Source organism: Dendronalium phyllosphericum CENA369 (genome assembly GCF_016056275.1).
Classification (GTDB): domain Bacteria; phylum Cyanobacteriota; class Cyanobacteriia; order Cyanobacteriales; family Nostocaceae; genus Dendronalium; species Dendronalium phyllosphericum.
This window is the reverse complement of sequence record NZ_JAECZA010000008.1, coordinates 1-23,640: the sequence shown is the minus strand read 5'-3', so window position 1 is coordinate 23,640 and position 23,640 is coordinate 1. Positions and strand designations below refer to the sequence as shown.

General features: G+C 40.4%; 21 protein-coding genes and 1 pseudogene. 7 read left to right on the top strand and 15 right to left on the bottom strand.

From position 1 onward, the window contains the following. Positions 1–221 precede the first annotated feature (221 nt). The 3 genes and pseudogenes from I8752_RS03625 to I8752_RS03615 all read right to left on the bottom strand — a co-directional run bounded on the left by I8752_RS03625 (position 222) and on the right by I8752_RS03615 (position 2,617). Complete coding sequence (locus I8752_RS03625; RefSeq protein ID WP_214430967.1) at positions 222–1,577, bottom strand: UDP-N-acetylmuramoyl-tripeptide--D-alanyl-D-alanine ligase; 1,356 nt, start codon at positions 1,575–1,577, stop codon at positions 222–224. Positions 1,578–1,905: 328 nt separating this feature from the next. Beyond that, positions 1,906–2,304: pseudogene (locus tag I8752_RS03620) on the bottom strand (tellurite resistance TerB family protein). A 175-nt stretch (positions 2,305–2,479) separates the two neighbouring features. Next, entirely contained in the window at positions 2,480–2,617 is a 138-nt protein-coding gene (locus I8752_RS03615; protein WP_214430966.1) for a hypothetical protein, read from the bottom strand. A 279-nt stretch (positions 2,618–2,896) separates the two neighbouring features. Here I8752_RS03615 and I8752_RS03610 point away from each other — a divergent pair, with 279 nt between their 5' ends. Beyond that, positions 2,897–3,433 (top strand): GNAT family N-acetyltransferase, encoded by a 537-nt coding sequence (locus I8752_RS03610; RefSeq protein ID WP_214430965.1) that lies wholly within the window; start codon positions 2,897–2,899, stop codon positions 3,431–3,433. A gap of 193 nt (positions 3,434–3,626) precedes the next feature. Here I8752_RS03610 and I8752_RS03605 read toward each other — a convergent pair whose 3' ends face one another. The 3 genes from I8752_RS03605 to I8752_RS03595 form a co-directional block, all read right to left on the bottom strand. After that, complete coding sequence (locus tag I8752_RS03605; RefSeq protein WP_214430964.1) at positions 3,627–4,097, bottom strand: BON domain-containing protein; 471 nt, start codon at positions 4,095–4,097, stop codon at positions 3,627–3,629. Between the two features lie 242 nt (positions 4,098–4,339). Further along, positions 4,340–5,224: a hypothetical protein gene (locus I8752_RS03600; protein WP_214430963.1), complete on the bottom strand. Its 885-nt coding sequence runs from the start codon at positions 5,222–5,224 to the stop codon at positions 4,340–4,342. A gap of 48 nt (positions 5,225–5,272) precedes the next feature. Further along, complete coding sequence (locus tag I8752_RS03595; RefSeq protein ID WP_214430962.1) at positions 5,273–5,551, bottom strand: GlsB/YeaQ/YmgE family stress response membrane protein; 279 nt, start codon at positions 5,549–5,551, stop codon at positions 5,273–5,275. 707 nt (positions 5,552–6,258) lie between these two features. Between I8752_RS03595 and I8752_RS03590 the strand changes: the two genes are divergently transcribed. Next, positions 6,259–6,441, top strand: coding sequence for a CsbD family protein (locus I8752_RS03590; protein WP_214430961.1), 183 nt, complete (start codon positions 6,259–6,261; stop codon positions 6,439–6,441). A gap of 313 nt (positions 6,442–6,754) precedes the next feature. On the opposite strand, the gene I8752_RS03585 is transcribed toward I8752_RS03590, so the two are convergent. Then, positions 6,755–7,885, bottom strand: a complete 1,131-nt coding sequence (locus tag I8752_RS03585) for a sensor histidine kinase (protein WP_214430960.1) — start codon at positions 7,883–7,885, stop codon at positions 6,755–6,757. A 303-nt stretch (positions 7,886–8,188) separates the two neighbouring features. Here I8752_RS03585 and I8752_RS03580 point away from each other — a divergent pair, with 303 nt between their 5' ends. Further along, positions 8,189–8,902, top strand: a complete 714-nt coding sequence (locus tag I8752_RS03580) for a response regulator (RefSeq protein WP_214430959.1) — start codon at positions 8,189–8,191, stop codon at positions 8,900–8,902. Between the two features lie 167 nt (positions 8,903–9,069). On the opposite strand, the gene I8752_RS03575 is transcribed toward I8752_RS03580, so the two are convergent. Next, a complete protein-coding gene (locus I8752_RS03575) occupies positions 9,070–9,282 on the bottom strand; it encodes a hypothetical protein (RefSeq protein WP_214430958.1) in 213 nt (70 codons plus the stop codon). 535 nt (positions 9,283–9,817) lie between these two features. On the opposite strand from I8752_RS03575, the gene I8752_RS03570 reads away from it, so the two are divergent. Continuing rightward, positions 9,818–11,929 (top strand): SPFH domain-containing protein, encoded by a 2,112-nt coding sequence (locus I8752_RS03570; RefSeq protein ID WP_214430957.1) that lies wholly within the window; start codon positions 9,818–9,820, stop codon positions 11,927–11,929. A gap of 49 nt (positions 11,930–11,978) precedes the next feature. Then, positions 11,979–13,730 carry a serine/threonine-protein kinase gene (locus tag I8752_RS03565; protein ID WP_214430956.1) on the top strand — a complete coding sequence of 584 codons (1,752 nt, stop codon included), beginning with the start codon at positions 11,979–11,981 and terminating at the stop codon, positions 13,728–13,730. A 10-nt stretch (positions 13,731–13,740) separates the two neighbouring features. Here I8752_RS03565 and I8752_RS03560 read toward each other — a convergent pair whose 3' ends face one another. The 5 genes from I8752_RS03560 to I8752_RS03540 form a co-directional block, all read right to left on the bottom strand. Next, entirely contained in the window at positions 13,741–14,040 is a 300-nt protein-coding gene (locus tag I8752_RS03560; RefSeq protein ID WP_045870192.1) for a 30S ribosomal protein PSRP-3, read from the bottom strand. Positions 14,041–14,070: 30 nt separating this feature from the next. Then, positions 14,071–14,415 carry a hypothetical protein gene (locus I8752_RS03555; protein WP_214430955.1) on the bottom strand — a complete coding sequence of 115 codons (345 nt, stop codon included), beginning with the start codon at positions 14,413–14,415 and terminating at the stop codon, positions 14,071–14,073. Then, positions 14,378–15,052 (bottom strand): DUF2834 domain-containing protein, encoded by a 675-nt coding sequence (locus I8752_RS03550; protein ID WP_214430954.1) that lies wholly within the window; start codon positions 15,050–15,052, stop codon positions 14,378–14,380. Before I8752_RS03550 ends, I8752_RS03555 begins: the two co-directional genes overlap by 38 nt. 357 nt (positions 15,053–15,409) lie before the next feature. Further along, on the bottom strand, positions 15,410–16,486 hold the full coding sequence (hrcA, locus tag I8752_RS03545) for a heat-inducible transcriptional repressor HrcA (RefSeq protein WP_214430953.1): 1,077 nt from the start codon (positions 16,484–16,486) through the stop codon (positions 15,410–15,412). A gap of 429 nt (positions 16,487–16,915) precedes the next feature. Next, positions 16,916–17,275 (bottom strand): rhodanese-like domain-containing protein, encoded by a 360-nt coding sequence (locus I8752_RS03540; RefSeq protein ID WP_214430952.1) that lies wholly within the window; start codon positions 17,273–17,275, stop codon positions 16,916–16,918. Between the two features lie 183 nt (positions 17,276–17,458). Between I8752_RS03540 and I8752_RS03535 the strand changes: the two genes are divergently transcribed. Beyond that, positions 17,459–19,123 carry a DUF3352 domain-containing protein gene (locus I8752_RS03535; protein WP_214430951.1) on the top strand — a complete coding sequence of 555 codons (1,665 nt, stop codon included), beginning with the start codon at positions 17,459–17,461 and terminating at the stop codon, positions 19,121–19,123. 402 nt (positions 19,124–19,525) lie between these two features. Beyond that, positions 19,526–20,014 carry a hypothetical protein gene (locus tag I8752_RS03530; RefSeq protein ID WP_214430950.1) on the top strand — a complete coding sequence of 163 codons (489 nt, stop codon included), beginning with the start codon at positions 19,526–19,528 and terminating at the stop codon, positions 20,012–20,014. A 70-nt stretch (positions 20,015–20,084) separates the two neighbouring features. On the opposite strand, the gene I8752_RS03525 is transcribed toward I8752_RS03530, so the two are convergent. Together I8752_RS03525 and I8752_RS03520 are read right to left on the bottom strand one after the other, a co-directional pair. Beyond that, entirely contained in the window at positions 20,085–22,148 is a 2,064-nt protein-coding gene (locus tag I8752_RS03525) for an ATP-binding protein (RefSeq protein WP_214430949.1), read from the bottom strand. A 163-nt stretch (positions 22,149–22,311) separates the two neighbouring features. Then, positions 22,312–23,577, bottom strand: a complete 1,266-nt coding sequence (locus tag I8752_RS03520) for a DUF4255 domain-containing protein (RefSeq protein ID WP_214430948.1) — start codon at positions 23,575–23,577, stop codon at positions 22,312–22,314. Positions 23,578–23,640: the final 63 nt, after the last annotated feature.

The window sequence follows — 23,640 nt, the reverse complement described above, 5'->3', positions numbered from 1 at the left end:
TGAGGATTAAAACTAATTAGTTAATATAACCACCCAAGTGCAACCAATCTACGTACATTTAATAGTCTGATACAAATAGGCAGAGTTTTAAAAGTTTTGGGCGGCTAGAAGTCGCTACTACACAAGCAAAGTCCGCGGAGGCGGACTAATACAAAATCAAGGAAACCCACGCAAATGGGTTTTGTCTGTGTAGCCGCGACTTCTAGTCGCCAAGGCTTTTCTTAACTGGAAAATTCTGCTCGAAACTGATTGACAACGCGATCTAATCCGACTGAATGAGCTGCCTTGAACAATAAGCGATCGCCCTCTCGAACAAATGTCTTTAATCTGGCAACCAAATCGGCATGAGTGGTAAAGCATTCAGAAGGAATTCCTTCAGCACTCAGCGCGATCGCTTCGGCATCTTGTCCGTCTACTAATACCAACAAACCGTCTAATTGCAAGTTTCGCACTGTTTCGCCAACTTTTTGGTGCAACTGCTGCGATCGCTCTCCCAATTCTTTCATTGCACCTAACACGGCAATTTTACGCTTTCCGGGCGTGTCTGCCAATAACTGTAACGCCGCTAGCATTGCTTCTGGTGCAGCATTATACGTCTCATCTAAGATTAATACATCATTAGGTAAGGCAAACTGCTGCGATCGACCTGTAGGCATATTCACAGTCACACCGCTTTTGAGGGTTGACCAATCAATTTCCAGCACCTTTGCCACAGCTAAAGCTGCTAAGAAATTCGTAGCGTTGTGCCGACCTGGTAGGGGTAAAGGTAGCTGCATTCCGCCTACGTCAACAGTTTCGTTATCAATCAATTTTCCTTGGATATCGCCACCAGACAAACCATAAGTCAAAACTTTTCCTGACCAAACTTTCTTTGCCGTGGCCATTAACAGAGAATTGTCATGGTTGAGAATAGCTACACTATCCTTGGGCATTTCTGCCAATAATTCGCATTTAGCCTCTGCGATCGCTGCTTCAGAACCCAATAACTCAATATGTGCCGTTCCCACATTGGTAATTACTCCAATGGTAGGACGCGCTATTTGCGTTAGTTCGGCAATTTGTCCCTTTCCCCGCATCGCCATTTCGATTACAGCGTAGTCATGTTCGGCATTGAGTTCTAGGAGGGTTTTCGGGACACCAATTTCGTTATTGAAATTGCCATAAGTTTTGTGAACTCGCCCATGAGTTGCTAAGACAGCGGCGATCAGTTCCTTGGTTGTGGTTTTCCCCACGGAACCCGTTATCCCAATCACGGGAATATCAAAGCGATCGCGCCACCATCTGCCGATTTTTTGATATGCCTCTAAGGTATTTTTGACCTGTAATGCAGGCAATCCGGGATTGTTGTAATCATAATCAACGATGGCAGCTAAAGCACCTTTGGCGAACGCTGCGGGAACAAACTCGTGTCCATCAAATTTTTCACCCCGTAAAGCTAAAAATACTTCACCTGGCTTTAATATCCGGCTATCTGTTTGTATCCCACTAGTTACTTGTGCTAACGCAGCTTCAGATAAGTTTACAGGTTGAGCTAAAAGAACTTCAATTAGTTGAGATAGGGTAGCAGACCAATTCATAAAAGTTGATATTTGTAAAGTCAAATTATAGATTTTCTGGTGTTAGTACAGGTAATCCGACTAATTCTTGTCAGAAAATATCAAGTATAGCCGTAGCCAGTAGTGTTAGGACATCAACAAACGATCGAGCCTAGCACAAAAAGACTTTTCACCCAGTCCCCAGTCCCCAGCTATCCTAGGGTTGATATTTTACAGATTGGGGTGCGATTGCGATCGCAATTATCCTAAAAGTATTGCCAAAGAAGTTGAGCTTCTTTGGCACACTTAGTTTCTATAATACATATAGCTGAATTATGCTGAAAATTTGTTCTCTACTATAACCCTACCCCTAGTTTTTGATTGACATCACTTGCACGATTTGTAGTGCTATCTCACTGGAAATACCCAAAGCCTGGTACAGGTCGTTTAAAAAGTTTTGTTCTTCTTCTGTTACAGTACCATCGGCTAACACTAAGTCTGTAGCTACTGCAAAAGCTATTTCTCGCAAGTCGTGGGGTAGAGATTCTTTGGCTGCATTAAACAAAGTACAGCCTACCCATTACATCATTAGAATAACTTCTAAAAAGCTTCATTCGAGATAGCGCAGCAGAGATTCCCCGCGCTTCTTCATCTGCAAGATATCCATCTGAGGCTATAGCTGCCAAGGTAATAGCGGCAAAGCTTCTGCTGGACTGAATAATTCTTGGGCTGGTTTTTGCTTGCCCAATACTGTATCAAATAAACCCATTGTAGTTGGCTCCTGGATTTGAGTCTCATTAGCGGTACAGTTCCCTTGACGTTTCTTTACTTCAGGTAATACTGCAACGCTGTGAGACTTTGTTGGTTTAGTGTTCACAGGATTGCTTCGCAGCGAACACTTGCACTCCATGCTTAAGGCAAAAAGCACACCACCAGGGCTTAATTTAGCGTTCTCCTGTCTTTTCAATCGTTTCGATGACTGCCAAACCTATACCAGAAAATGCCATTAGCAGCACTGCTGATAACAAGAAGGCGTTGGTAAGCATCCGGAGGGCATCGTCAAAGAAAATGTAGGTGGTCATTGCTTCACCTTTTTAACTCTATGCTGCTAGTACTTTTTGTTTCTTCACACGCTGAGTGAATAATTCCCGTGAAGAATCTCCTAGCATTAGCATCTTAACAAAACTTTAGCTCTTTCATAAGACTAGTAAGATTTTTATTTCTGAAGATTTGATGAATTTTCATTAGATTGGGTTGCAGCCAATACAGAAAAAGCTTTGATGTAAAAATTCAAGTGTTCCAAATCGCCGCAATTTAACTTAAAATCTAAGTTTTACAAAATACATTGCTGAAAAAGCGTTATGAAACTCTTAAATTTAACCATATCCACGAAACGCTTATTATTGCAGTCTATTTCACTGGCATACAAAGAAGTGATTTTTAGAGAATTTACGGAGGAAATTACTACTTACATGCATCCACGCTCACCTCAAAATATTTCCGAAACGGAATTATTTCTTAGTGCATCTCTATCAAATATGCAAAATGGCGACGAACTGGTGGTAGCAATCTTAGATAAAGATTCTCAAGAGTTTTTGGGGTGTAGTGGTATACATAAGCTTAATAGTAAACATCCAGAACTAGGTATTTGGCTAAAAAAATCGGCACACGGTAATGGTTATGGGTTAGAGACTATTACTGCCCTCAAAGAATGGGCTGAGAGTAACTTAGATTACGAGTATCTTATCTATCCTGTAGATCGAGCAAATATCCGCAGTCGCAAAATCCCAGAAAGGCTTGGCGGACAAATTTATCGAGAATACGAACAGATAAATTTAAGCGGGAAAATATTATATTTAGTAGAGTATAGAATTTTTAAGAAAGCATTTATAAAATGAAAAAAAGTAGAAATTCGCCCTATCTACACTTTTTTCAATAATGCAACCCGATCCTACAGTCTCCAGTTCCTTTTTTGGGCACGAAACAAACTCAAAGAAAAAGGATAGAAAATTCTTTATCTTTTCTATCCTCCAATACCCGATTCCTAATTTGTAGTCTGACGCTCAAATCAACAAAAGTATAATTCTCTAGTTATTTTTTTTCAGTTTTAGCCGCAGCTACCGTAGCTTTAATCTCCACACCTTGAACACCTTTAATTTCTTTCGTTAGGTTAGCAATTTTATCGTATTGCTGCTGAGTAGGAACAGTTCCTGATACTGTTACTACACCATTTTTTGTTTCGACAACCAGCGCACTAGCAGGTATGTTTGCTTCTAATTTACTACGAACCTCACTGGCAACATCTTTATCGGATCTTTTTTCTGCTGCGCCTGCATTAAAAGTATTGTTGCGTTGTTCTCTCGCGCGAATATCTTCATTGAGTTGTTTTCGACGAGTTTCGCTGGTTGCATCTTGTTTAGCATCTTTAGCCTCTTCAGCACTCGGCGTTTTCACTTCATCTTGGGTAGAATTTGGAGCTACACTAGAAGTTTTAGCATCATTACAAGCGGCTACACTAAACAACAAAATGCCACTAGCTAAAAAAGTAGCTATTTTTTTCATAATTTACCTTCCTGCATTTAAGATTACTTAATAATTGATGGTAAGTAAGCAAATAATATTGCTATTACAAAGCTTCTGTTTGCTCCATAACTCCAACAATAGCGTGCTTAGTTTTATTCAACGAGAAGGAGACATGCTTTGTGCCGAGCAACTAGCGACTTTATTTCTCTTTTAATCAACTTAGTTTACTCTTTGTAAGCACTGCTTCCGCGATGTTAAATTTCGGACTTACAAATAGTTCTTTAAGCATTTCTGCTACTTACTTGAAACTTATTAATAGCCGTATTAACAACCAACGGAACATAGATATGAAAATCTTCAACCCTGTTAGCTTCTAAAATAGTTTTTGCCGCAGCAATTTGAAGATCGGTTCCACTAAGGACTACCAAATAACTGCCAGGAGTCAGACGACACTTATAATGTCTTGCAATATGTTCGGGCATTCCTAAGTTAGTTAAGTCATCATTACTAATGACATTCAGATTACTAAGATTGTCATTAATAAGTGTTTCTTTAATAAATAAAGAAACTTGACTTATAGGATAACCAGCTTCTTTTAATTCAGTAAGTGCTTGTTCGGTATGTTGCCGTCGAGCGAAAATACCAGCTGCATTTTTATAGCGGTATGCTAAGGATGTGGATACTTTATAAACTCCCCATCGTTGAATACCAAACTGTCTAAGTATTCTTTCTGCAATACGAATCTCTTGAGCTCCACTTACTATCACTAAATAGTAGAAACTTTTAGAGACTAAATCGCTGTAGACTTTCGCCTCATCTTCAGGAATACCTAGACCTATCAATGCACCAGCTAGACTGCCTGCGGCTGCACCAACAGCGCCGCCAGCTAGAGATGTTGCAATTGCTGTTGCTTCCGCACCCGCAAACATTATCGGGCCAACACCAGGAACCGATAAAAAACCTAAACCAACCAACAGGCTATCTAAACTACCTAAAGTAAAGCCAGTAATTGCTCCAGCTAATGCTTCTTCGTCAACCTTGTTGCGTGCAACTACAGATACTTTATCCATCGGAAAGTCAGCTACTTTTAGCTCAGAAAGCGCTAATTCTACATCCGAACTTCTAGCAAAAACTCCTACCGATCTTTGCTGTACTCCTTTTTCCATTTCTCTGTAGTTTTTCTTTATATACTATTGTTAATTAATTTGAGGTTATTACACAGCCCGTCTAGTAAATAAACCCCAAAGAAAAATCAACAACATAGCACCAAGAACGGAAAAGATAATACTTCCAATAGATAAAGCGCCTACTGATGCTGCTGCCGCTGCCCCACTACCTAACAAAACCTGACCGAGATAACCACCTACTAAAGCTCCCAAAATTCCTAGAACAATAGTGGCTATAATGCCGCCTCCTTGATGTCCGGGATAAAATGCTTTAGCTAATGCGCCTGCAATTAGACCTAAAACTACCCAAGCAATTATGTTACCCATATCAATCACTCCTTTGTGTAGTTTTCTGTTCTTGATAAGTACATATTAAAATTTGATTCTGATATTTATAATCTATCCGACGAACTAATATTAAAAATCTTTAGATTATAGATAGCGTTCAAAGCCTCACCTAGAGATTCAATACTAGTATTGAATCTCTAGGTGAGTGTTACTGTTTTAAATATGCTTTTTTACAGACTGATTTCCTATCAAGTTCTGTATAAAGCAAAAACTAGACAACTCGACTATTGCCTATTTCAAATGAATATATTCTCTTAGTTGCAAGAGTCTATGTAGTGGGGCACACCCCAAAGCAGAGTCTTTGCTTTTTAATATATGTATTCAGACTACTAGATGCTGTCATTTTCTATGTGCATCTGTTTAAATATTATGGCTATGACTGATATGGTGCTTACTGACCTCAGCTATATAAATTATCAGCTTTCTACTCTTGGTGATGTCTATCCATAGTCATAAAGCAGTTTATCTTTTGGTATAGCCAGAGAAGTATTTATCTCTATCTAGAGATTGGTATTTGAATCTAAAAGATAAGTTTAGATTTGAATAAACTACATATCATGGATAACAAAAATTGATAAATTATGTTCTCCAGATAGAATGCAAATAAAAAATAAACGAATAATCTATAAATGTTAGATGGCTCAAAAAGCCTTTAGTAAATACATCGAAAGTAAACAGGAGAAAATATGAGTCTTGAAGATAGAGCAAAAGCTGTAGCTAAAAATGTTGAAGGTAAAATTCAAGAAGTAGTTGGCGATATTACTGGCAATCCAAATGACAAGGCTGAAGGTCAAGCCAAGCAAGCAGAATCTCAAGTTCGTCACACTGCCGAAAATATTAAAGATGAAGTTAAGAAGACTCTGGATTAATCAGGTTTAAATATTTAGAAAAAAGTTGATGAGTTTATCTCTAATTTTTCCTAAATAAATTCCTTTTACCAGGATTTTCTAATAAACTCAGCGAAACCACTTCCTTATAAATGCCACTCTTACAACTCTGCAAAAGATAGTAACGCAGTGGCTTTTCTCTATTTAATTTATAGCTGATGAACCAGAGAATTACTCTAAACAAGGTTCGTAGTTGCAAAAATTCAGGTCTGTCTACAGACTCTGTCTAGTATTCGTAGTCAAAATCTCCGAATGCTGTTTTATTTAATTTTACCATTCATTAAACTAAATATTCTTAAGATTTTGTTGTTAAACTAGCAGTATTTATCGGCAAAGCGATCGTAAATGTACTGCCATAACCTAGTTCAGATTTGACTTTAATTGAACCCTGATGTGCCTCAATTATATATCGAGATAAATATAGCCCTAAGCCACTTCCAGAACCCTGATGTTTACCAGGACGAAAACGTTCAAATAATAATACTTGGTCTTGTTGAGAAATTCCAGAACCTGTATCTTCAATTTCAATGAGTACATCATTGTCAGCTAAATTTAAGCGAACATCAATATAACCTTTTTCTGTAAATTTAATTGCATTGCCGATGATGTTTGTAAACACTCGTCGCAATTCTACGCGATCGCCCATTATAGTACTGTTTATTTCTTGCTTGTAATTTATCTGCTCTGCCATCCCAAATTTTAAAATTAGTCCTTTTTCTTCCGCCAGCGGTTTTAATTGTTGAATAACCTCATTAACTAATTCTTGAATATTACATGGAGAAATGTTTAAGTATTTACAACCAGCTTCATGTCTATAAACTTCTAACAATGTATTCACCATTGTCAGCAAATCCGTATTGCTGCCAATCATAGTATGAATTATTTCGATTAATTCTGGTGTAACTGCACAAAACATTCCTTCTCCCATCAACTTTAATACCCGATTTGCTGCTACAAGAGGGGTTCGCAAATCATGAGTGAACCGCGAAACAAAATCTTCCCGCAGACTCGCCATGTGGTCGCGTTCGTCTATACTATGTTTGAGGCGCAAAAGCGATCGCACTCGTGCTTGTAACTCATCTGGATCGAATGGTTTACGAATAAAGTCATCAGCTCCTGCATCCAGTCCTTCTACAACACTAGACTGAACGTGAGCGGTAATTAGCAGAATCGGAATGTATGGAAGTGCCTTATTTTGCCGGACGCGGTGAGTAAATTCATACCCATCTAATTCTGGCATCATCACATCTAGAAGTATTAAATCCGGTCGAAACTCGTCAACTAGACTTAAAGCAGTTTTACTATCTTCGACCAAGTTAATTTCGTAATCTTCTTCTTGTAAAATAGCCGCTAGTAGTAGCAAATTGTCATAAACGTCATCAACAACCAAAATTCTGTCTTTTTTAGCAAATTTAGTTGAAACCATAGTTAATTCGATCGCAAGGAAAATATTTTATTTAATTACCGTTTCATCCATCTCCAGCCTAACCCCTAAGATTTAAGTCTTTAAAAAATAAAGTCTATCTTGCGAGTCCATACAAATGTACTAAACGTTAGAGTTTATCGTTCTCAATCGTTATCCCATTACAGTAGAGTTTTTTTATCACTTATGATAGATGTAGTCTGCTAAAAAAATACTAAATATCTACCTCTTGGTATAAACTTCCAAATAGAGGGGTAAAGTATTTTATTGTGTACTTTAGAGAGATTCGGGTAGAGGTAACCGGCCATGAGTGAGATAAGGGTCGTTGTGATTGAAGACCACAACCTTACTAGAATAGGCTTAAGGGCTGCTTTACAAACCGAAGCAGAAATCAAAATTGTTGGCGAAGCCGCTAATGCAACGGATGGGTTGCAGCTTCTAAAGGCGCTGAAGCCGGATGTTGCCACTATCGACATTGGCTTGCCTGACATGGATGGCATCGAACTAACACGCCAGTACAGGCAATGCCAGCAAGAGAATCCTGAATATACAACCAAATTGCTAATTTTAACCATGCAGAATAGCGAGGAAGCTGTGTTAGCTGCTTTTGGGGCGGGAGCAGATTCTTATTGCATGAAGGATATTGAAAGTGAAAAATTAGTGGATGCAGTCAAAACTACTTATACAGGTAGTCCTTGGATAGACCCAGCGATCGCAGATATTGTACTCCGGCAAGTCCGCCAAGAAAATGTTAGTTCGAGGGTAAGTACAAAAAGGGTGATGATTGAAGGGCTTGACCCAGAACTTGAGAAAACCATAGAAACCTGTGCCTTGACTCAACGCGAAACAGAAGTTTTAGAGTTGATTGTTGCCGGATGTGACAATGCAGAAATTGCCAACAAACTTTACTTAACTGTCGGCACTGTCAAAACCCATGTTCGAGGTATTCTCGGTAAACTCTGTGTTGCCGACCGCACCCAAGCTGCTGTCCGTGCTTTGCGGGCTGGTATAGTACATTGAATTGCCTGTCTTTGTGACTTTGTGGTTGAAAATAAATTTTATTTACCACAAAGACGAGGACAGCCAGATATCAAGTTTCCAAACTTACTTCCTACCCTACGGGAAGGCGTTCCGCCTACAACGGAGTCGCTTCCCAAGTGGAACACTTGCCGTGGAGTTCCCTAAAATCAGATTTCGTCTACTAAACTCATCAATGCTTGAAATTCAGGGTCTTGCATCTCGAATAATTGATATTTTAACTTTGACAATTGGCTCTGTAATGCTTCAGCCACATAAAACATATTAGATTCTTGTGCTATTTTTAGTTGATTTTCTTTAACTTTAATTTGTCGAAGCAAGTTGTTTTCAACATCAGTTGCATCGTAATTTTGAGCAATCATAGTTTTACACCTATTACAAATCTAAGCTGGTGAAATTCAATTGACTGCCTACGTATTATTCCACACTTGTATCAACTTTTAAAAAGTTAATATGTCTTTACATTTATAGAGAATACATGTACCCCAAGCGGTGAGGTAGTTGCAGACAAGCACGGTTTGCATCGGTTGCTAATTGCCGTTAGCGTAACCTTGACAACGTTCGCGTAGCGTCTTTCTTTGGGAGAAGGAGCATCACCCGAAGGGCTTGTCGTTAGACAAGGAATTAAACAAAGTTCTTCCCCCTTCTGTTTAACCTAGGACTTACGCAATAACTCTCTGAAACTCTTATAACTTCGTGCCCTTTGCGCCCTTTGCGGTTCGTTTTTTCATAATTTTGCGTAGTCCTTTAACCTTTACCCCGCCCAAAGGTCTTTGATTCCTAACTCCTGACTCAACATATAATTTTGCGAACAAAATTACACTAAGTTTAAGAAATCTCGCCCAGCCAAAGTGAAGTGTTAACTTAGGTAATTAGTTGCCCAGAAGGGCACAAATTATGAAAAACTTTTCATCTTTCCTTGGTAAGCGCAAACAAAATAAATTAACTCATTTGGCAACATCTTTAATAGCAACATTGGCGCTAGCGGGCACTGTTAATTCCGCCAATGCTACTACTCAAAAAACACCTATTGCCAAAGAAATTAACTCAGTATCAGTTCAACTAAGTCAGACACAACCAAGCACCACTCAGTTAGCAACCAGCAAAATTCCATATCAAGCGATGCAACTGTCACCTTGGGGACTCGTTCCCGTTGTTTTAGTTGGCGGTTTAGTCATCTTTGTCCCCCTGTTCTTTGGTGGGTTGGTAGTTATCGGCGAACGTGAAGTTGGCATTGTGGTCAGAAAATTTACTCTTTCTGGGCGCGGACTTCCAGCCGACCGACTCATTGCCCTGAACGGCGAAGCTGGCTTGCAGGCTGACACTCTGGCTCCTGGTTGGCACTGGGGTTACTGGCCTTGGCAGTACTCGGTTCGTAAAGAGTTGGTAGTGGTTGTCCCCCAAGGTGAAATCGCCCTAATTGTCGCAGCAGACGGTGCATCCAATCCACCAGAGCGGATCTTGGGTAAAATCATTGATTGTGACAATTTCCAAGATGCTCGAAAATTTCTCACCCAAGGTGGTGAAAAAGGTCGGCAGATGGGTTTTCTCACAGCTGGTACTTATCGCATCAACACTGCCTTATTTAAAGTAATTGTTGCAGCCAATGCGACTGCTCATGGCATGAGTCCCGAACAATTGCGGGTGTATAGCGTTGCATCGGACAAAGTTGGCATTGTTACTACCTTGGATGGCGTGCCAATTTCTGGTGGTGAAATCGCTGGCCCTGTAATTCAAGGACACGATAACTTCCAGAATGGTCAGAAATTTCTGGATGGACGCGGGCGACGCGGCTTACAAGAGCAAATTCTACTATCTGGTTCTTGGAACCTAAATCCTTGGTTCGTCAGTGTCGAACAAGTCCCAATGACAGAAATTCCCATTGGCTATGTAGGCGTGGTGATTTCCTTTGTGGGTAAAGCTCAAGAAGATGTCAGCGGTGCTGCTTTCACTCACGGTAACTTAGTGAATCCCGGACATAAAGGCGTGTGGGTTGAACCTCTGTATCCTGGCAAACACCCACTGAACACGCGCATCATGAAAGTGGAATTAGTGCCGACTATAAATATAGTGTTGAACTGGTCGGGTCGTACTGAACGGCACAAATATGACGCTAATTTAGAAGCTTTGACCGTGCGTTCTAAAGATGGGTTTGCCTTCGATTTGGAAGTGTCGCAAATCATCCATGTTGGCGCTTTGGATGCTCCGAAGGTGATTTCCCGTGTTGGCGCAATGCAAAATTTAGTGGATAACGTGCTGGAGCCAAGCATCGGTAATTACTTCCGCAACTCAGCTCAAGATTACACAGTGTTAGACTTTTTGAATGCTCGCAGCGAGCGGCAAACAGAAGCATCTGAGTATATTAAAACCGCACTGCGGGCTTATGATGTGCAAGCAATTGATACCCTGATTGGCGATATTCAGCCACCTGCATCGTTAATGCAGACACAGACAGACCGCAAAATCGCCGAAGAGCAACGCAAGACTTATGAAGTCCAGCAGATGGCGCAAACGCAACGGCAACAACTTGTGCGAGAGACAGCGTTGGCTGAGATTCAACAAGAAATGGTGAAATCAGAGCAAAGCGTACACATTGCTGACTTGAAAGCGCAAGCGCAAATCAAGCAGGCAAATGGTGAAGCAGAAGGTATAAAACTGCGAGCAATTGGTGAAGCTGAAGGGATTCGGGCTACAGGTAATGCCAAAGCTGAAACCTACCGTGCTGGTGTGGAAGCTTTGGGTTCATCTGGTTATACAGCAATGCAAATTATGCAGATTATAGGCGATCGCAATGTCCGCCTTATCCCTGATGTTCTCGTCGGTGGCAGCAATGGTAGCACCAATGGCTTAGTAGATGGTCTACTATCGATGATCTTATGGAATCAAACAGTTAAGCCAGGCGAAACTACACCAACGCCTTTGTATCCACAACCAGTGGTTCCCAAAGCACCACCAGCGTCGTCAAATGGTTCTACTCCGTTAGTTGTGGAATTTCCAACAGACAAGTAGAGAGCCGTCGTAGCGCGTCTCTACCAAAAAATTAGGCATCGGTAGGGAAATGCTGTTACAAGAACGTTATCGTTTAATCAAACTAATTGGTAAAGGGGGATTCTGCACAACCTTCCTCGCTGTAGATGAGGGTCAGTTTCCCCCAATTCCTTGTGTAATTCAAGAATTCTCTTTGGCAAATCAAAAGCTGGAATTCTTGGGGCAAAAAGCACAGCTTCTCAAGGAATTAGGAAAACATCCCCAAATTCCTAACTTAGTAGCTTCTTTTCCACAAAATCAGTATTTTTATTTAGTACAAGAATTTATCGAAGGCAACAATTTAGCTCAAGTAATTGAGGAAGAAGGTGCTTTCAATGAAACTCAGATTTGGCAACTTTTAGAAGATGTATTACCAGTTATTAAATATATTAGCGATCGCAATGCCATCCACCGCGATATTAAACCCCAGAATATCATTCGTTCGCCAAAACAAGAGAATTTTATCTTAGTTGATTTTGGCACTGCAAAAATCGTGACCGAATTAGACCAACTAATAAGTGAAAACAGCATTGGCAGTCCAGAATATGCTGCACCAGAGCAAACAAAGGGAAAGGCAGTTTTCGCTAGCGACCTTTATAGTTTGGGTGTAACTTGTATTTATCTATTAACCCAGATTTCTCCTTTTGATTTATTTGATATTGCTAATAATTGCTGGGTTTGGCAACAATATCTTACTAATAGAGTCAGCGATCGCCTAACACAAATACTTGACAAATTGCTACAAAATACTGTTAGCGATCGCTTTCAATCAGCCGATGCAGTCATGGAGGCGATGGGTATAGAATTAAAAGTTAAAAATTTAAAATGTAAAATTCCAAAATTGCCGTGGCAGTGCTTGCATACTTATTCTCAGTGTTTGAGTAGCGTTAATACTTTGTCAATAAGTCCCGACAGTAATATTTTAGCTAGTGGGAGTGATGACAAAATTATTAGATTATGGGATTTAAATAGGAGAAAACTTTTTGCTAACTTGTCGGGACATTCCCAAGCAATAACATCAGTTGCTTTTAATCCAAATGGAGAAATTCTGGCAACTGCTAGCGATGATAAAACTATTAAATTATGGGAACTTAAGACATTTAAAGAAATATTTACCTTACGCGGACATTCACATACGGTAAAATCAATTGCTTTTAGTCCTGACGGGCAGATTCTCGCTAGTGGCAGTTGGGATAAGAATATCAAACTCTGGAATGTAAATACTGGTGCAGAAATTTGCACTCTGACAGGACATCAATTACAAATAAGTTCCGTGGCTTTTAGTCCCCAAGGACAGCTTTTAGCTAGTGCTAGTTTCGATCGAACAATTCGCTTGTGGCAGTTAGCTGCTATTGAAACAGCCCAGGGAGAATTGCCAAACCGCCCATGCTATACCTTATCAGGCATCCTTTCGGGTCATACACGGGCGGTTTTAACAATCGCTTTTAGTCCAGATGGCAAAGTTTTGGCAACAGGCAGCGATGATAACACTATTAAATTGTGGGAGGTCAACACTGGTCGGTTGATTAGCACAATGTTTGGTCATTCCTGGTCAGTGGTAGCAATAGCTTTCACTGTGGATGGCGAAACGTTAATAAGTGCAAGTTGGGATAAGACAGTTAAACTTTGGAGAGTAAGCACAAAAGAAGAAATTGCTACCCTCTGCGGTCATGGAGACTCAGTATCTGCCGTTGCAGTGAGCCAAGTTGCACAACTGATTGCTAGTGGCAGCAGGGACAAGACCATTAAACTGTGGCAACTTGTAGAACAGCAAGGAAGCTAACTGTGCGATATCAAGCACTACCAGTGAAGGCAACTTCTGGAAATTTTAACTGCGCTTCCGCCATCGGGCGGTTTCTGCCTTCTTCTTGCCAGTAGTTAATCACTTCTGTTGCTTTATTAAGCAACTCGACGCGATCTAAATCGCTAATCCAGTGTTTGGACTCTAATTCCTTTTTTAACTCTTCCCAGGCATCATTTCTGGGCCAGAAAAAGTACTTAGTCAAAGGACTAGTGCCTTTGCCTACAACTTGATCGACTGCTAGGGCAACGTTCTCGTCTAACCACAGAATTTTTAAAATGAACTTGGTCAATCACACCTCCGGGAAATAACCGGGCATTACTTAACTAAGATTGCGATCGCTTATTTTAACGCAATACCTCACCCGATGGCTAATAGCAAGTTGCGCTCTTTGAGCATAACTTACGGAAACACTTGGCGAAAGGGTAAGGGGAAAAGGAATTAAATCAAGTTCTCCCCCTTGCCCTTCTGCCTTGAAAAAGGGTGTAGGGTGTGGGGTGTAGGGTGTAGGGAATATTCCTTTTTCATGCATAGTGATGAAAATTTTTTCATTGGGACTGCCTTCTGACTCTTGTACAGACGCGTAGACGCTCGTAAGAGCGGCTTCTCGTAAGAGTATAATCGCGTCTCTACGACAACTGTTGCTGACTAGATATAGCTTTTGCATCCCCTTCTAGTAAAGGTGGACGCACGCATAAATAAATCAAAGGCCCGAAGAGTGGAATCAAGGCTATTAACCAGAACAACTGCGGATTTTTCCAATCGCGACGCGCCATATCATCTTCTAGTAATGCTGGAAATAATAGGCAAAGTAGACAAAAATCTAAGCTCATGACATGAATAAAGCGATTAGTTTGCCACTGCTGCACAAAATTTCCCCAATCTCCTCCTTGTAAACCAAAGGCAACTAAGATAACTGAGGCTACAGTCAAGATAAAGCCAGTTATGCGAGAATCTAGCAGCTTGAGAAAGATATTTTTATTACCAATAAACTTTTTATTTGGTTCTCTTAATGCTAGGTACGGTAACACAGCAAACGCACCAACCGCGAAAGAAGTGGTAGCAAAAGGCCAAACAGGTATTTTTTGTCCTCTGCCATCAATGAAAACTACTGCACTGTAGACTAGAGGCCAGATGCCCATGAGGTTGAACAGTGCTATAATCAGCGGATCAATGCCTTGCCACTGACCAATGGACAAGTTTTTAATCAACTCAAATGTACCAGGCTGTTCGGAAGGGGCAAACACAAAAGCATAGACAATAAGGCCCAGCCATATCACCCCAAAGGTAATTTTTCTCAGCATCAATAATTAAAAAACTTAAAAACCAATTTATTTTAACGTTGTAAAGTCTTTAATAATTTCTTTGCTCACCAATAAATATGGTATTAGGAGTTATATCAATTCTCTTAAATACGGCAATAGATTCAAGCCTGGAAACCTAGAAATAGACTTTCTTGATTACAAATTGGTATTAAGAATCAGAAGGAATACAAAGCTTTAGGTTTGTCCAAAAATTAGGAAAACTCTATCTATTCAAAGACGGAGTTTGATTAGAGAAAAATTTTACTGGTTTCGTCTCTAATAAATCAAGGTCACAAACCAGTAGTCATTTACTAGTCAGATAAAAATCCGCTTATCTCCTGTACGGGCGTTCCTGACTTAACTGAAAGCTTCCGAGAGATAATCAGCAGCAGCAGTTACAACTGCGATCGCACTTTCGTAGTCTAAGCGCGTTGGCCCTAGAACACCTACACTCCCGACTGGCACAGAACCTCGGCGATAAGTGGAAGAAATTAAGGTACAGGTACGTATCGGTTCTAGTGGGTTTTCTGCACCAATGCGAACCGTTACCCTTGACTTACCAGTTTCTTCAATCTCTGGTTCATCAAAGATTAACGGCCACAATTGGTCTTGTTCTTCTTCTAACAGATGAATCAGCGTTTGTACTTGCTGTAATTGAGAAAATTCTGGCTGACGCAAAACTTCTGCCACACCCCGAACCATAATTTGTGTAGCAGCAGGTACGATAGTCCGACGAGTTAATTCTGCAACCGAATTTTTCAAAAATTCCCCATAGCGTTGGAATTCTCGATCTAATTGACTCCAGTCTAAGCTGGCTAATTCCAACAAACTTCGCCCTCGCAAATGGCTATTCAAAAAGTTAGAAACAATTTGCAACTCGCGATCGATTACTTCTGGATCTGGTTGTTTTTCTTCCTGTGGTGGCGGCAAATCCATCAACTTGGAATGGGTTTCATAACTATCTGTCACCACAATCAACACAATCCGTCCCGCTTCAATTTGCACCAATTGCAGATGTCGCAAAATTGCTGTAGTGGTTTGCGGCATGGTAATCAAGCTAATGCACCCACTCAAGGTTGCTAAGATTTGGGCAGCCCCTTGCAATAGAGATTCTAAACTCCAATCTTCCCAATGCAGGCGGTTTTGTAGTGCCAGTTCCACCTCTTTTGCTAAAACTTCTGAAGGTGTAATCAACTGGTCAACATAAATGCGATAACCTGAGTCTGAAGGTACTCTGCCAGCAGAGGTATGCGGTTGGTAAAGTAACCCAGATTTTTCTAACACACCCATTACATTGCGAATTGTCGCTGAACTAACACCCAGATTGTACTCCTCAACTAAAGCTTTTGAACCAACAGGCTCTGCCGTAGCGATATAGTGACGTACCGTTGCCCAAAGTATATGCTGTTGTCGATTTGTCAACTGAACTTCCATAGGGTATGTTTTGCTGTAGGCAAATTTTTATCAAACTTGAAAAAAATTTGAGACTTGAAACGAAAAAGATTAATAATAGTTAATTAAAACAGTAGAATATTTAGTTATATATCTAATTACTATAATACGGCTTAAAATTGCTATTTCATCAAGCTTCACTTTTGTCAGCAAAATCACTGCTGTAATTTACAAAGTATTTAATGTTTGTTTAAGTAATTTCGCACATTATATAAATGTATATTGTATCTTAATATACTAGTTTTTTTGGCTGCTTCAGATATACGTGCAATAAAGTAATTCTGCATATGAACAGAGTCATCAGCTTTTTAAGCGAAACTTTTATCTTTGCGATGTTGTATTAAGAGTAGCATTGTTCGTATGAAAGCGTCAGTCCCTAACGAACAATGCTATGAACTATGAGACGATGAGCTAATATTGCGGAACTGAAGGGTCAACTAAAAGTGAATAAGCATCTATACCGCCCGCAATATTTTTAACATTTGTAAAGCCTTGAGCAACTAACCACTGACACATCTGGGCAGAACGGACACCGTGATGACATAGCACAAGAGTTTCAACATGAGGATTGAACATTGTTGGTACTTCATCGCCCCATTGGACAAATTCACTCAGAGGTAGATTGACAAAGCCCTCAAGGCTGGCGATCGCTAATTCTTGTGGTTCTCGCACATCGACTAACTGAATACTTGTATCATTAGAAGCTAGCTTTTGTGCCAGTTCTTCTACACTAATTTGAGTAATGGGTGGATCGAAAGATTTCCCAGTCATAAGGTTTTTGTAGACAATCCTATATTATTTATGGTGGCAGAAAATCTGTACCCTAGCACGAGCATTTCTTAAAGATGATTATTGAATGTTGGTCTGGAGTTAATCTGTAACTTTTATGCCTAATAACTTATGAAGTTCAAATTTTCAAACTTCATCCTTTATCCTTAAATACTTTTTTCTAGTATGTCTAATGTGAATAGGCAACGCTCATTCCTCGGTTTTGTCGTAGCTGGTGCGATCGCCCTACTAGTAATTGTTATCTTCGGCTTTTACTGGTTTTTCGTCAAAAGTCCAGTTAACTTGACTGCCTCTAGTTCTCAACCTGGTGCTACCATATTTGTATCTAAACTTGCACCTGTCATGGTATCTTTGCTGACAAATCCCGACAGTTTGCAGGCTTTGGAACGTGAAGGAGAATTATCTAAACTCAAAACCAGTTTCTTGGCTAAGAGTGGCATAGATTACAAACAAGATATTCAACCTTGGCTAGGAAATGAAATTACACTAGCTGTCACAACTTTAGACATGGATCGCGATTTGGAAAATGGCAAACAGCCAGGATATCTAATGGCGTTAGCAACCAATAAACCAGATAAAAGCCGCGAATTTGTAGAGTTATTGTTTTCTAAACGGGTGTTAGCTGGAGCTAATCTAACTGTAGAACAATACGAAGGAGCGAAACTGCTCTACGACAATTCGCGATCGCAACAAGATTCACTCGCTGGCGCAGTTGTTGATGGCTTTGTCTTGTTTGCTAACGATCCGAAAGTACTGCGAGACGCAATTAATAACGTCCAAGCACCCGATCTAAATTTAAACAGTTTCTCTCAATATCAAAAAGCTGCTCAAAAACTGCCCAAAGGCTCTATAGCATTAGCTTTCCTCAATCTTCCTACTGTAGCACAATGGCAAGGATTAGAACTGTCACAACCAAATTACAACAGCGAAATTATTTCCTTGTCATTAAATCCTAAAGGTGTTTTAGCAGAAACTAGTTTTTTAACTTCATCGGCAATTGTTCCGCCATCACCATTACTATCTAAACCGGTGGAGGCACTGAAATATATTCCAGTGTCGGCAGGTTTGGCAATTTCTGGTGCGAATTTGAACGATTTAAGTAACAGCAATTTAGCTCAACTCTGGGCACAAGTAAAAACAGCTATATCTGGTTCTGGGACAGATGTAATTTCTAGATTAGTACAACCTTTAGCAGATATCCAAAAAAGTAAAGGCATTGACTTGCAAGAGGATATCTTTAGCTGGGTAAAAGGAGAATACGCCATAGCATTGTTACCTCGTGAGGATAAAATAACTCCCGATTGGCTGTTTGCAGTGGAAAAATTAGAGGATGTAGCAGCAGGCATTTCTCGCTTAGATGCGATCGCTTCGGCAAATGGACTTAGTACGAATTCTTTGAACCTAGACAAGCAAAAAATCTTTGCTTGGACAGAGTTAAAACCTACTGTTAAACAAAGCGATGCTAAAGACCGATCGTTATATAGCATTGAGGCAAAAGTACAGGGAGTACATACAACTCTGGACAATTATGAAATTTTCGCCTCCAACTTGGAAACGCTAAATGAAGTTATTACAGTCAAAGAAAATTCATTAAATAACAATCGGAGTTTCCAAAATAGTATCGCTGCTATTCCCCAACCCAACCAAGGATATCTTTATCTCGACTGGAAAAAAAGTCAACCTTTGTTAGAGCGTCAGTTACCTGTTTTGAAGTTGTTAGAAGTAGTAGGCAAACCGTTTTTCAATAATCTGCGATCGCTAACAGTCAGTAGTTATGGTAGCGAACCAGAATCAATCAAAAATGGTCTTTTCTTTCAGTTCTATCAATAGTTTTTGTATCTTTGAATTATAAAAATTCTGTAGGGTGTAATAGTTAAGTGTAACGCATAATTTCTCTTTTATTTAGTGCGTTAATCCTTTACCGAAAGCATCCTACATTATTTTTTGCAGTTTAAATTAGTTAGCATGTTTGACCCATATACAGCGTTTTTCAGGTAAATGAGGTACACGGGTAGGGGCGCTGTTACGTTCACCGTTACAATTATCTTGTAAAAGTTTAGTAAAATTTAGAAGAAAAATGTAAAAACTTTGCTTTGGTTTTCACTTATCTTGCTTTCCAAATTATTAGTTGTGGCACATTATAATGTGGTACAAAAACCAGAATTTATGAGATTTGTTTGACTAGAATATGTATATATCATTACTATTTTAAAAGCCCGATGGAGGGCTATTATGAAATATTCTCGTCTCCTACCTTATTTTCGAGGCGGTTGGTTATTAGCTGTATTTGCTGTTGTAAATGCTACACCTGTAATAGCAGAGACATCAAATTTTGGTGCATTCAACCTATCGCCAGGTTTTGAGCTAGTTAAGGGAAAAGTTGCAGGTTACACGGGTGGTTCTTACCCTTTGTCTGCTATGAGTAACCGCGATCGCGAGCGAAAAGTTTGTATTGGCTTTGCCGATCCCAAACCAGACCACATTATGATTTTAGAGAAAGACTTTTCTCACCTAAAAATATTAGTCAACAGCCGGGGCTACGATACGACTTTACTCATTCAAGGGCCAGACGAAAACAATATTCGCTGTGGTGATGACACTGGAAAGAAGAAAGACGCTAGCGTTGACGATCGCGATTGGAAAAAAGGAACCTATCGCATTTGGGTAGGAACTTTTAATCCTGGAGTGGAACGTAAGTACACTTTGACTGTGCAGCAATAGCGAGGGTAATGGGGATAACAGAACTGGGGGAGCAAGGGGTAGTTTACATGACCATTGAAAAATAATTGGTTCAAATCCACCCTTTTACTTCTGCATCTGTCAGGGGTCGTTCTAACTTAGCGTACTCGCTCTTAGCTGCCTGTAAGATATGTTTCATCTCGACTGATTCTCCAGCATCGGCTGCTAAAAAAGCAGCATTCAGAGCAATGTTGCGAATATTACCGCCAGATACATTTAACTTTGCCAACTTGCTGGGGTCTAAATCTTGGGTTGGTGTTTGAGAGGGAAAAATCCGCTGCCAAATCTCGGTGCGCTGGTTGGCATCGGGGAAGGGGAACTGAACAATAAATCGAATCCGGCGCAGAAATGCTTGATCTAACGAAGCTTTTAAATTGGTGGTAAGAATTGCTAAACCCCGATAGGATTCCATGCGTTGTAGCAAATAGCCTACTTCAATATTGGCATGGCGATCGTGACTGTCTTTGACTTCGCTACGCTTGCCGAATAAAGCATCTGCTTCATCAAAAAGTAAAATCGCTCCTCCAGTTTCGGCTGCATCAAATACCCGTCGCAAGTTTTTCTCTGTTTCGCCAATGTACTTGCTAACAACTGAACTCAAATCAATGCGGTACAAATCTAGGCGTAATTCCTGGGCAATTACTTCTGCTGCCATTGTCTTACCAGTACCGCTAGCACCGGCAAATAAGGCGCTAATACCTAAACCTCGTCCTCCTTTATTGCCAAATCCCCATTGCTCGTATACTTTTGCCCGTTGGCGCACATGAGCAGTAATATCCCGTAAAACTTGACGCTGTGCTTCTGGCAAGACTAATTCATCCCAGGTAGCACCTATTTCAATCGGTTGAGCCAATTCATCTAAACGCGGACGAGCTTGCGAACGGCAGGTATCCCACAATAGAGTGCTGAGTGAAGAGACGCGAATCGCGTCTGTACAGGAGTTGGAAGTAGAGACGCGAATCGCGTCTGTACAAGAGTTAGATGCTTCAAGTTCTAATTCTCCCCCAGCCTCCCCAGCTCTCCCTGCTCCTCTTACTCCCCATCTCCCCCTCGCTTCACTACAAACTGTGTAAATTGTCGAGGCGCTGAGGCTGAAGTGAGATACTAAGATATCTACGTGTCCGTTGAGGCTGGTGGCTGCTTTACCTAAAGCATCTTGCCAGATTGCACGTTGTTCGGTGGTGCTGGGTTTGGGAACTTCAATGTTAATTAAAAGACGTTGGAGCGATCGTCGTCGATCTCGACTGGTAATAATTAAAGGACTGGAGATATTTTCAATTAAATGAGCGATCGCATTTTCTTTAACTGGCTCTGTACTATCCACTTCATCGCAATCGAGTAACAAAGCGCTGTTATTTAGAATGGCTTCGCGTTCCCACAGGCGTAACAAGTCATTCATCTCGTTGTTGCGGAGGCTGGTAATCGCCCCAGCAGATATTAGGTGTAAATTAAGGTTGAGTAATTTACAGGCTGTAGATGCGATCGCTCTTTTACTAGTTACTTCATTTCCACATAATTGGATTACTGGCAATTCTCCACTTTTATTTGCGTCCGTCCAAGTTGTTGCCAGTTGTTTGGCTAGCTGCAAATGGGATGGTACATTATTTGCATTGGGCATTTTTACAGGCTTTACAATATTCTGCAACCTTGGATCTAAATCATTTAAACCTATAAGATAATGCAACACCCGTTCGTCAATTCTGAGTGGGCTGAGATTCAGAGCAGAACCTTCCGCAATTTGAATTAACTGCCAGCGTCGTAAAGGTGCATTAGGTGTGAAAGCGCTCCAATGAGGTTGCGGTAACGCTGCGATCGCCAGCATAAAAGTGGGATAAGGTTGGGTAATACCAGTTTTAGTATTGGCACATAAAAAGCCCCAATTTGGATCTAATTCCATACCCGCGCACAGTAACAACACATTGCGCTCAAAATCTGTTAAACCAAAAGTATTACAAAGAGTGTTGAGTGCATTATTAGTGCTGAGTGTTGGTGTGATATTTTTTCGTTCTTCGTTTGTCGCCATTAATGCATTGCGAACTACACCTAGCGCGTTCATCAAATAATTATAGTTAGCTTCTTGCCATTCATAATTTTGAATTAATAACTCATTTTTCATAAAGTTTTTTTAGCAAATGAATAATTACATCAGCTATAAGTCTTTTAACCAATGACTAATAATACCAATTCGTAATTCGTAATTCAGAAAGTCAGATATGGCATGGCTTTGAGGGTTTGAATGTGTTGCCTCATTTTAGAGAATTGGTATAATTCTTAGGCAATTACGAAATCACTACTACAGGACCGATATACTGCTCGAATGTCGCACTGTTTGGATCTGTATCGACTGTAAAAAGACTTTCTGCACCATCTACGAGTAGGCGGACTAGATAAGTTCCTGGCAAACAATCACTAATAGCAAAGGTAATAGAGTGAGAATTGCCACGTCGATGCTTGGTTTGATCGCAAGAATATCCTGCAAATTGTGCAAGTGAAAGTTCGGTGAGTAACAAAGTTACTTGCTGGGCTTTATCAATGGTGAAATTGACTAATACTGTAATTTCAGCCGATCGCGTGTCATTACCCCTCCCCTGTAAATTAGATACTGTAACTTCCTGAATAGTAGGGCGTAACAAAATGGGCACGACATTTGAACTAACACGTTGCTGGGGATGAATTACTTGTATACTCTGGACACCCGCCCGCAAAGATTCTACAGGTATAGAGAAGAGATCCAAAGTTATTTGTCTGTCGGTTACATTTTGTGGGGTTACTTTGACATCACCGATGCGTACTTGGATATTGTCTGCACTTAACTTGTTACCTTGAATTAGCAAGGTGCTGGTAGCAAGAATTAAGGGTGTTGCTGTTAGCTGTGTTTGCCAAAGATTAGTTTTTTCTTCTAGTACTTTGATTTGGGCGATCGCTGGTTGATATGGCGTAACATGACGTTGAAGATTGCGTACAGGCAAAGGTTTTTTGGCTATCTCGCCGCTGTCGATTAAGATCACACTCACTTTATAAGCCAGTGATAGAGAATAAGGAGTCTGAAAAAATACAGACCAAATTTTAGATATTTCTTCGACATTCAAATCAACGGGGGAAATTGCGATCGTCTCAACTTGTTCGGCTAAGTTAGAATCTGCCAAAAATGTAAAAGTTGAGTCTGCTACAGTCTCCCGAATCATTTCTTGGGTAACAATGGATTTGCTATTTAAAGTGCGGATAATGCTACCGATCAAGCGCTGTGGTTCTAGCTCTACCTCGTTACCGTAACAACTTAGCAAATAATAGAGATCCAAACCTGTTTGCGATCGCTTGGTATATTTATCATCTGAGTAGCGTTGTCTTAAATCAGCGCTGCGCCAAGCGTTGTTCTGCAAAATATCGTAAAGATAAATATTAACTCCAACTTCAGGCGAAGCACCATTCAAGCGATCGGGTCTAACGGTTGTCACCCTCGCACCATCCACATCTACTTGTACGCTAGCTTGCAATGCTCTTTGTAGAGTTGCAGTTAAAGTGGCGATGGCTAAATAATTACTCATTGGTCATTAGTCGAATGGCACAAAGATAAGGGTGTAGGGGTGTAGGGGTGTAGGGGTGTAAGT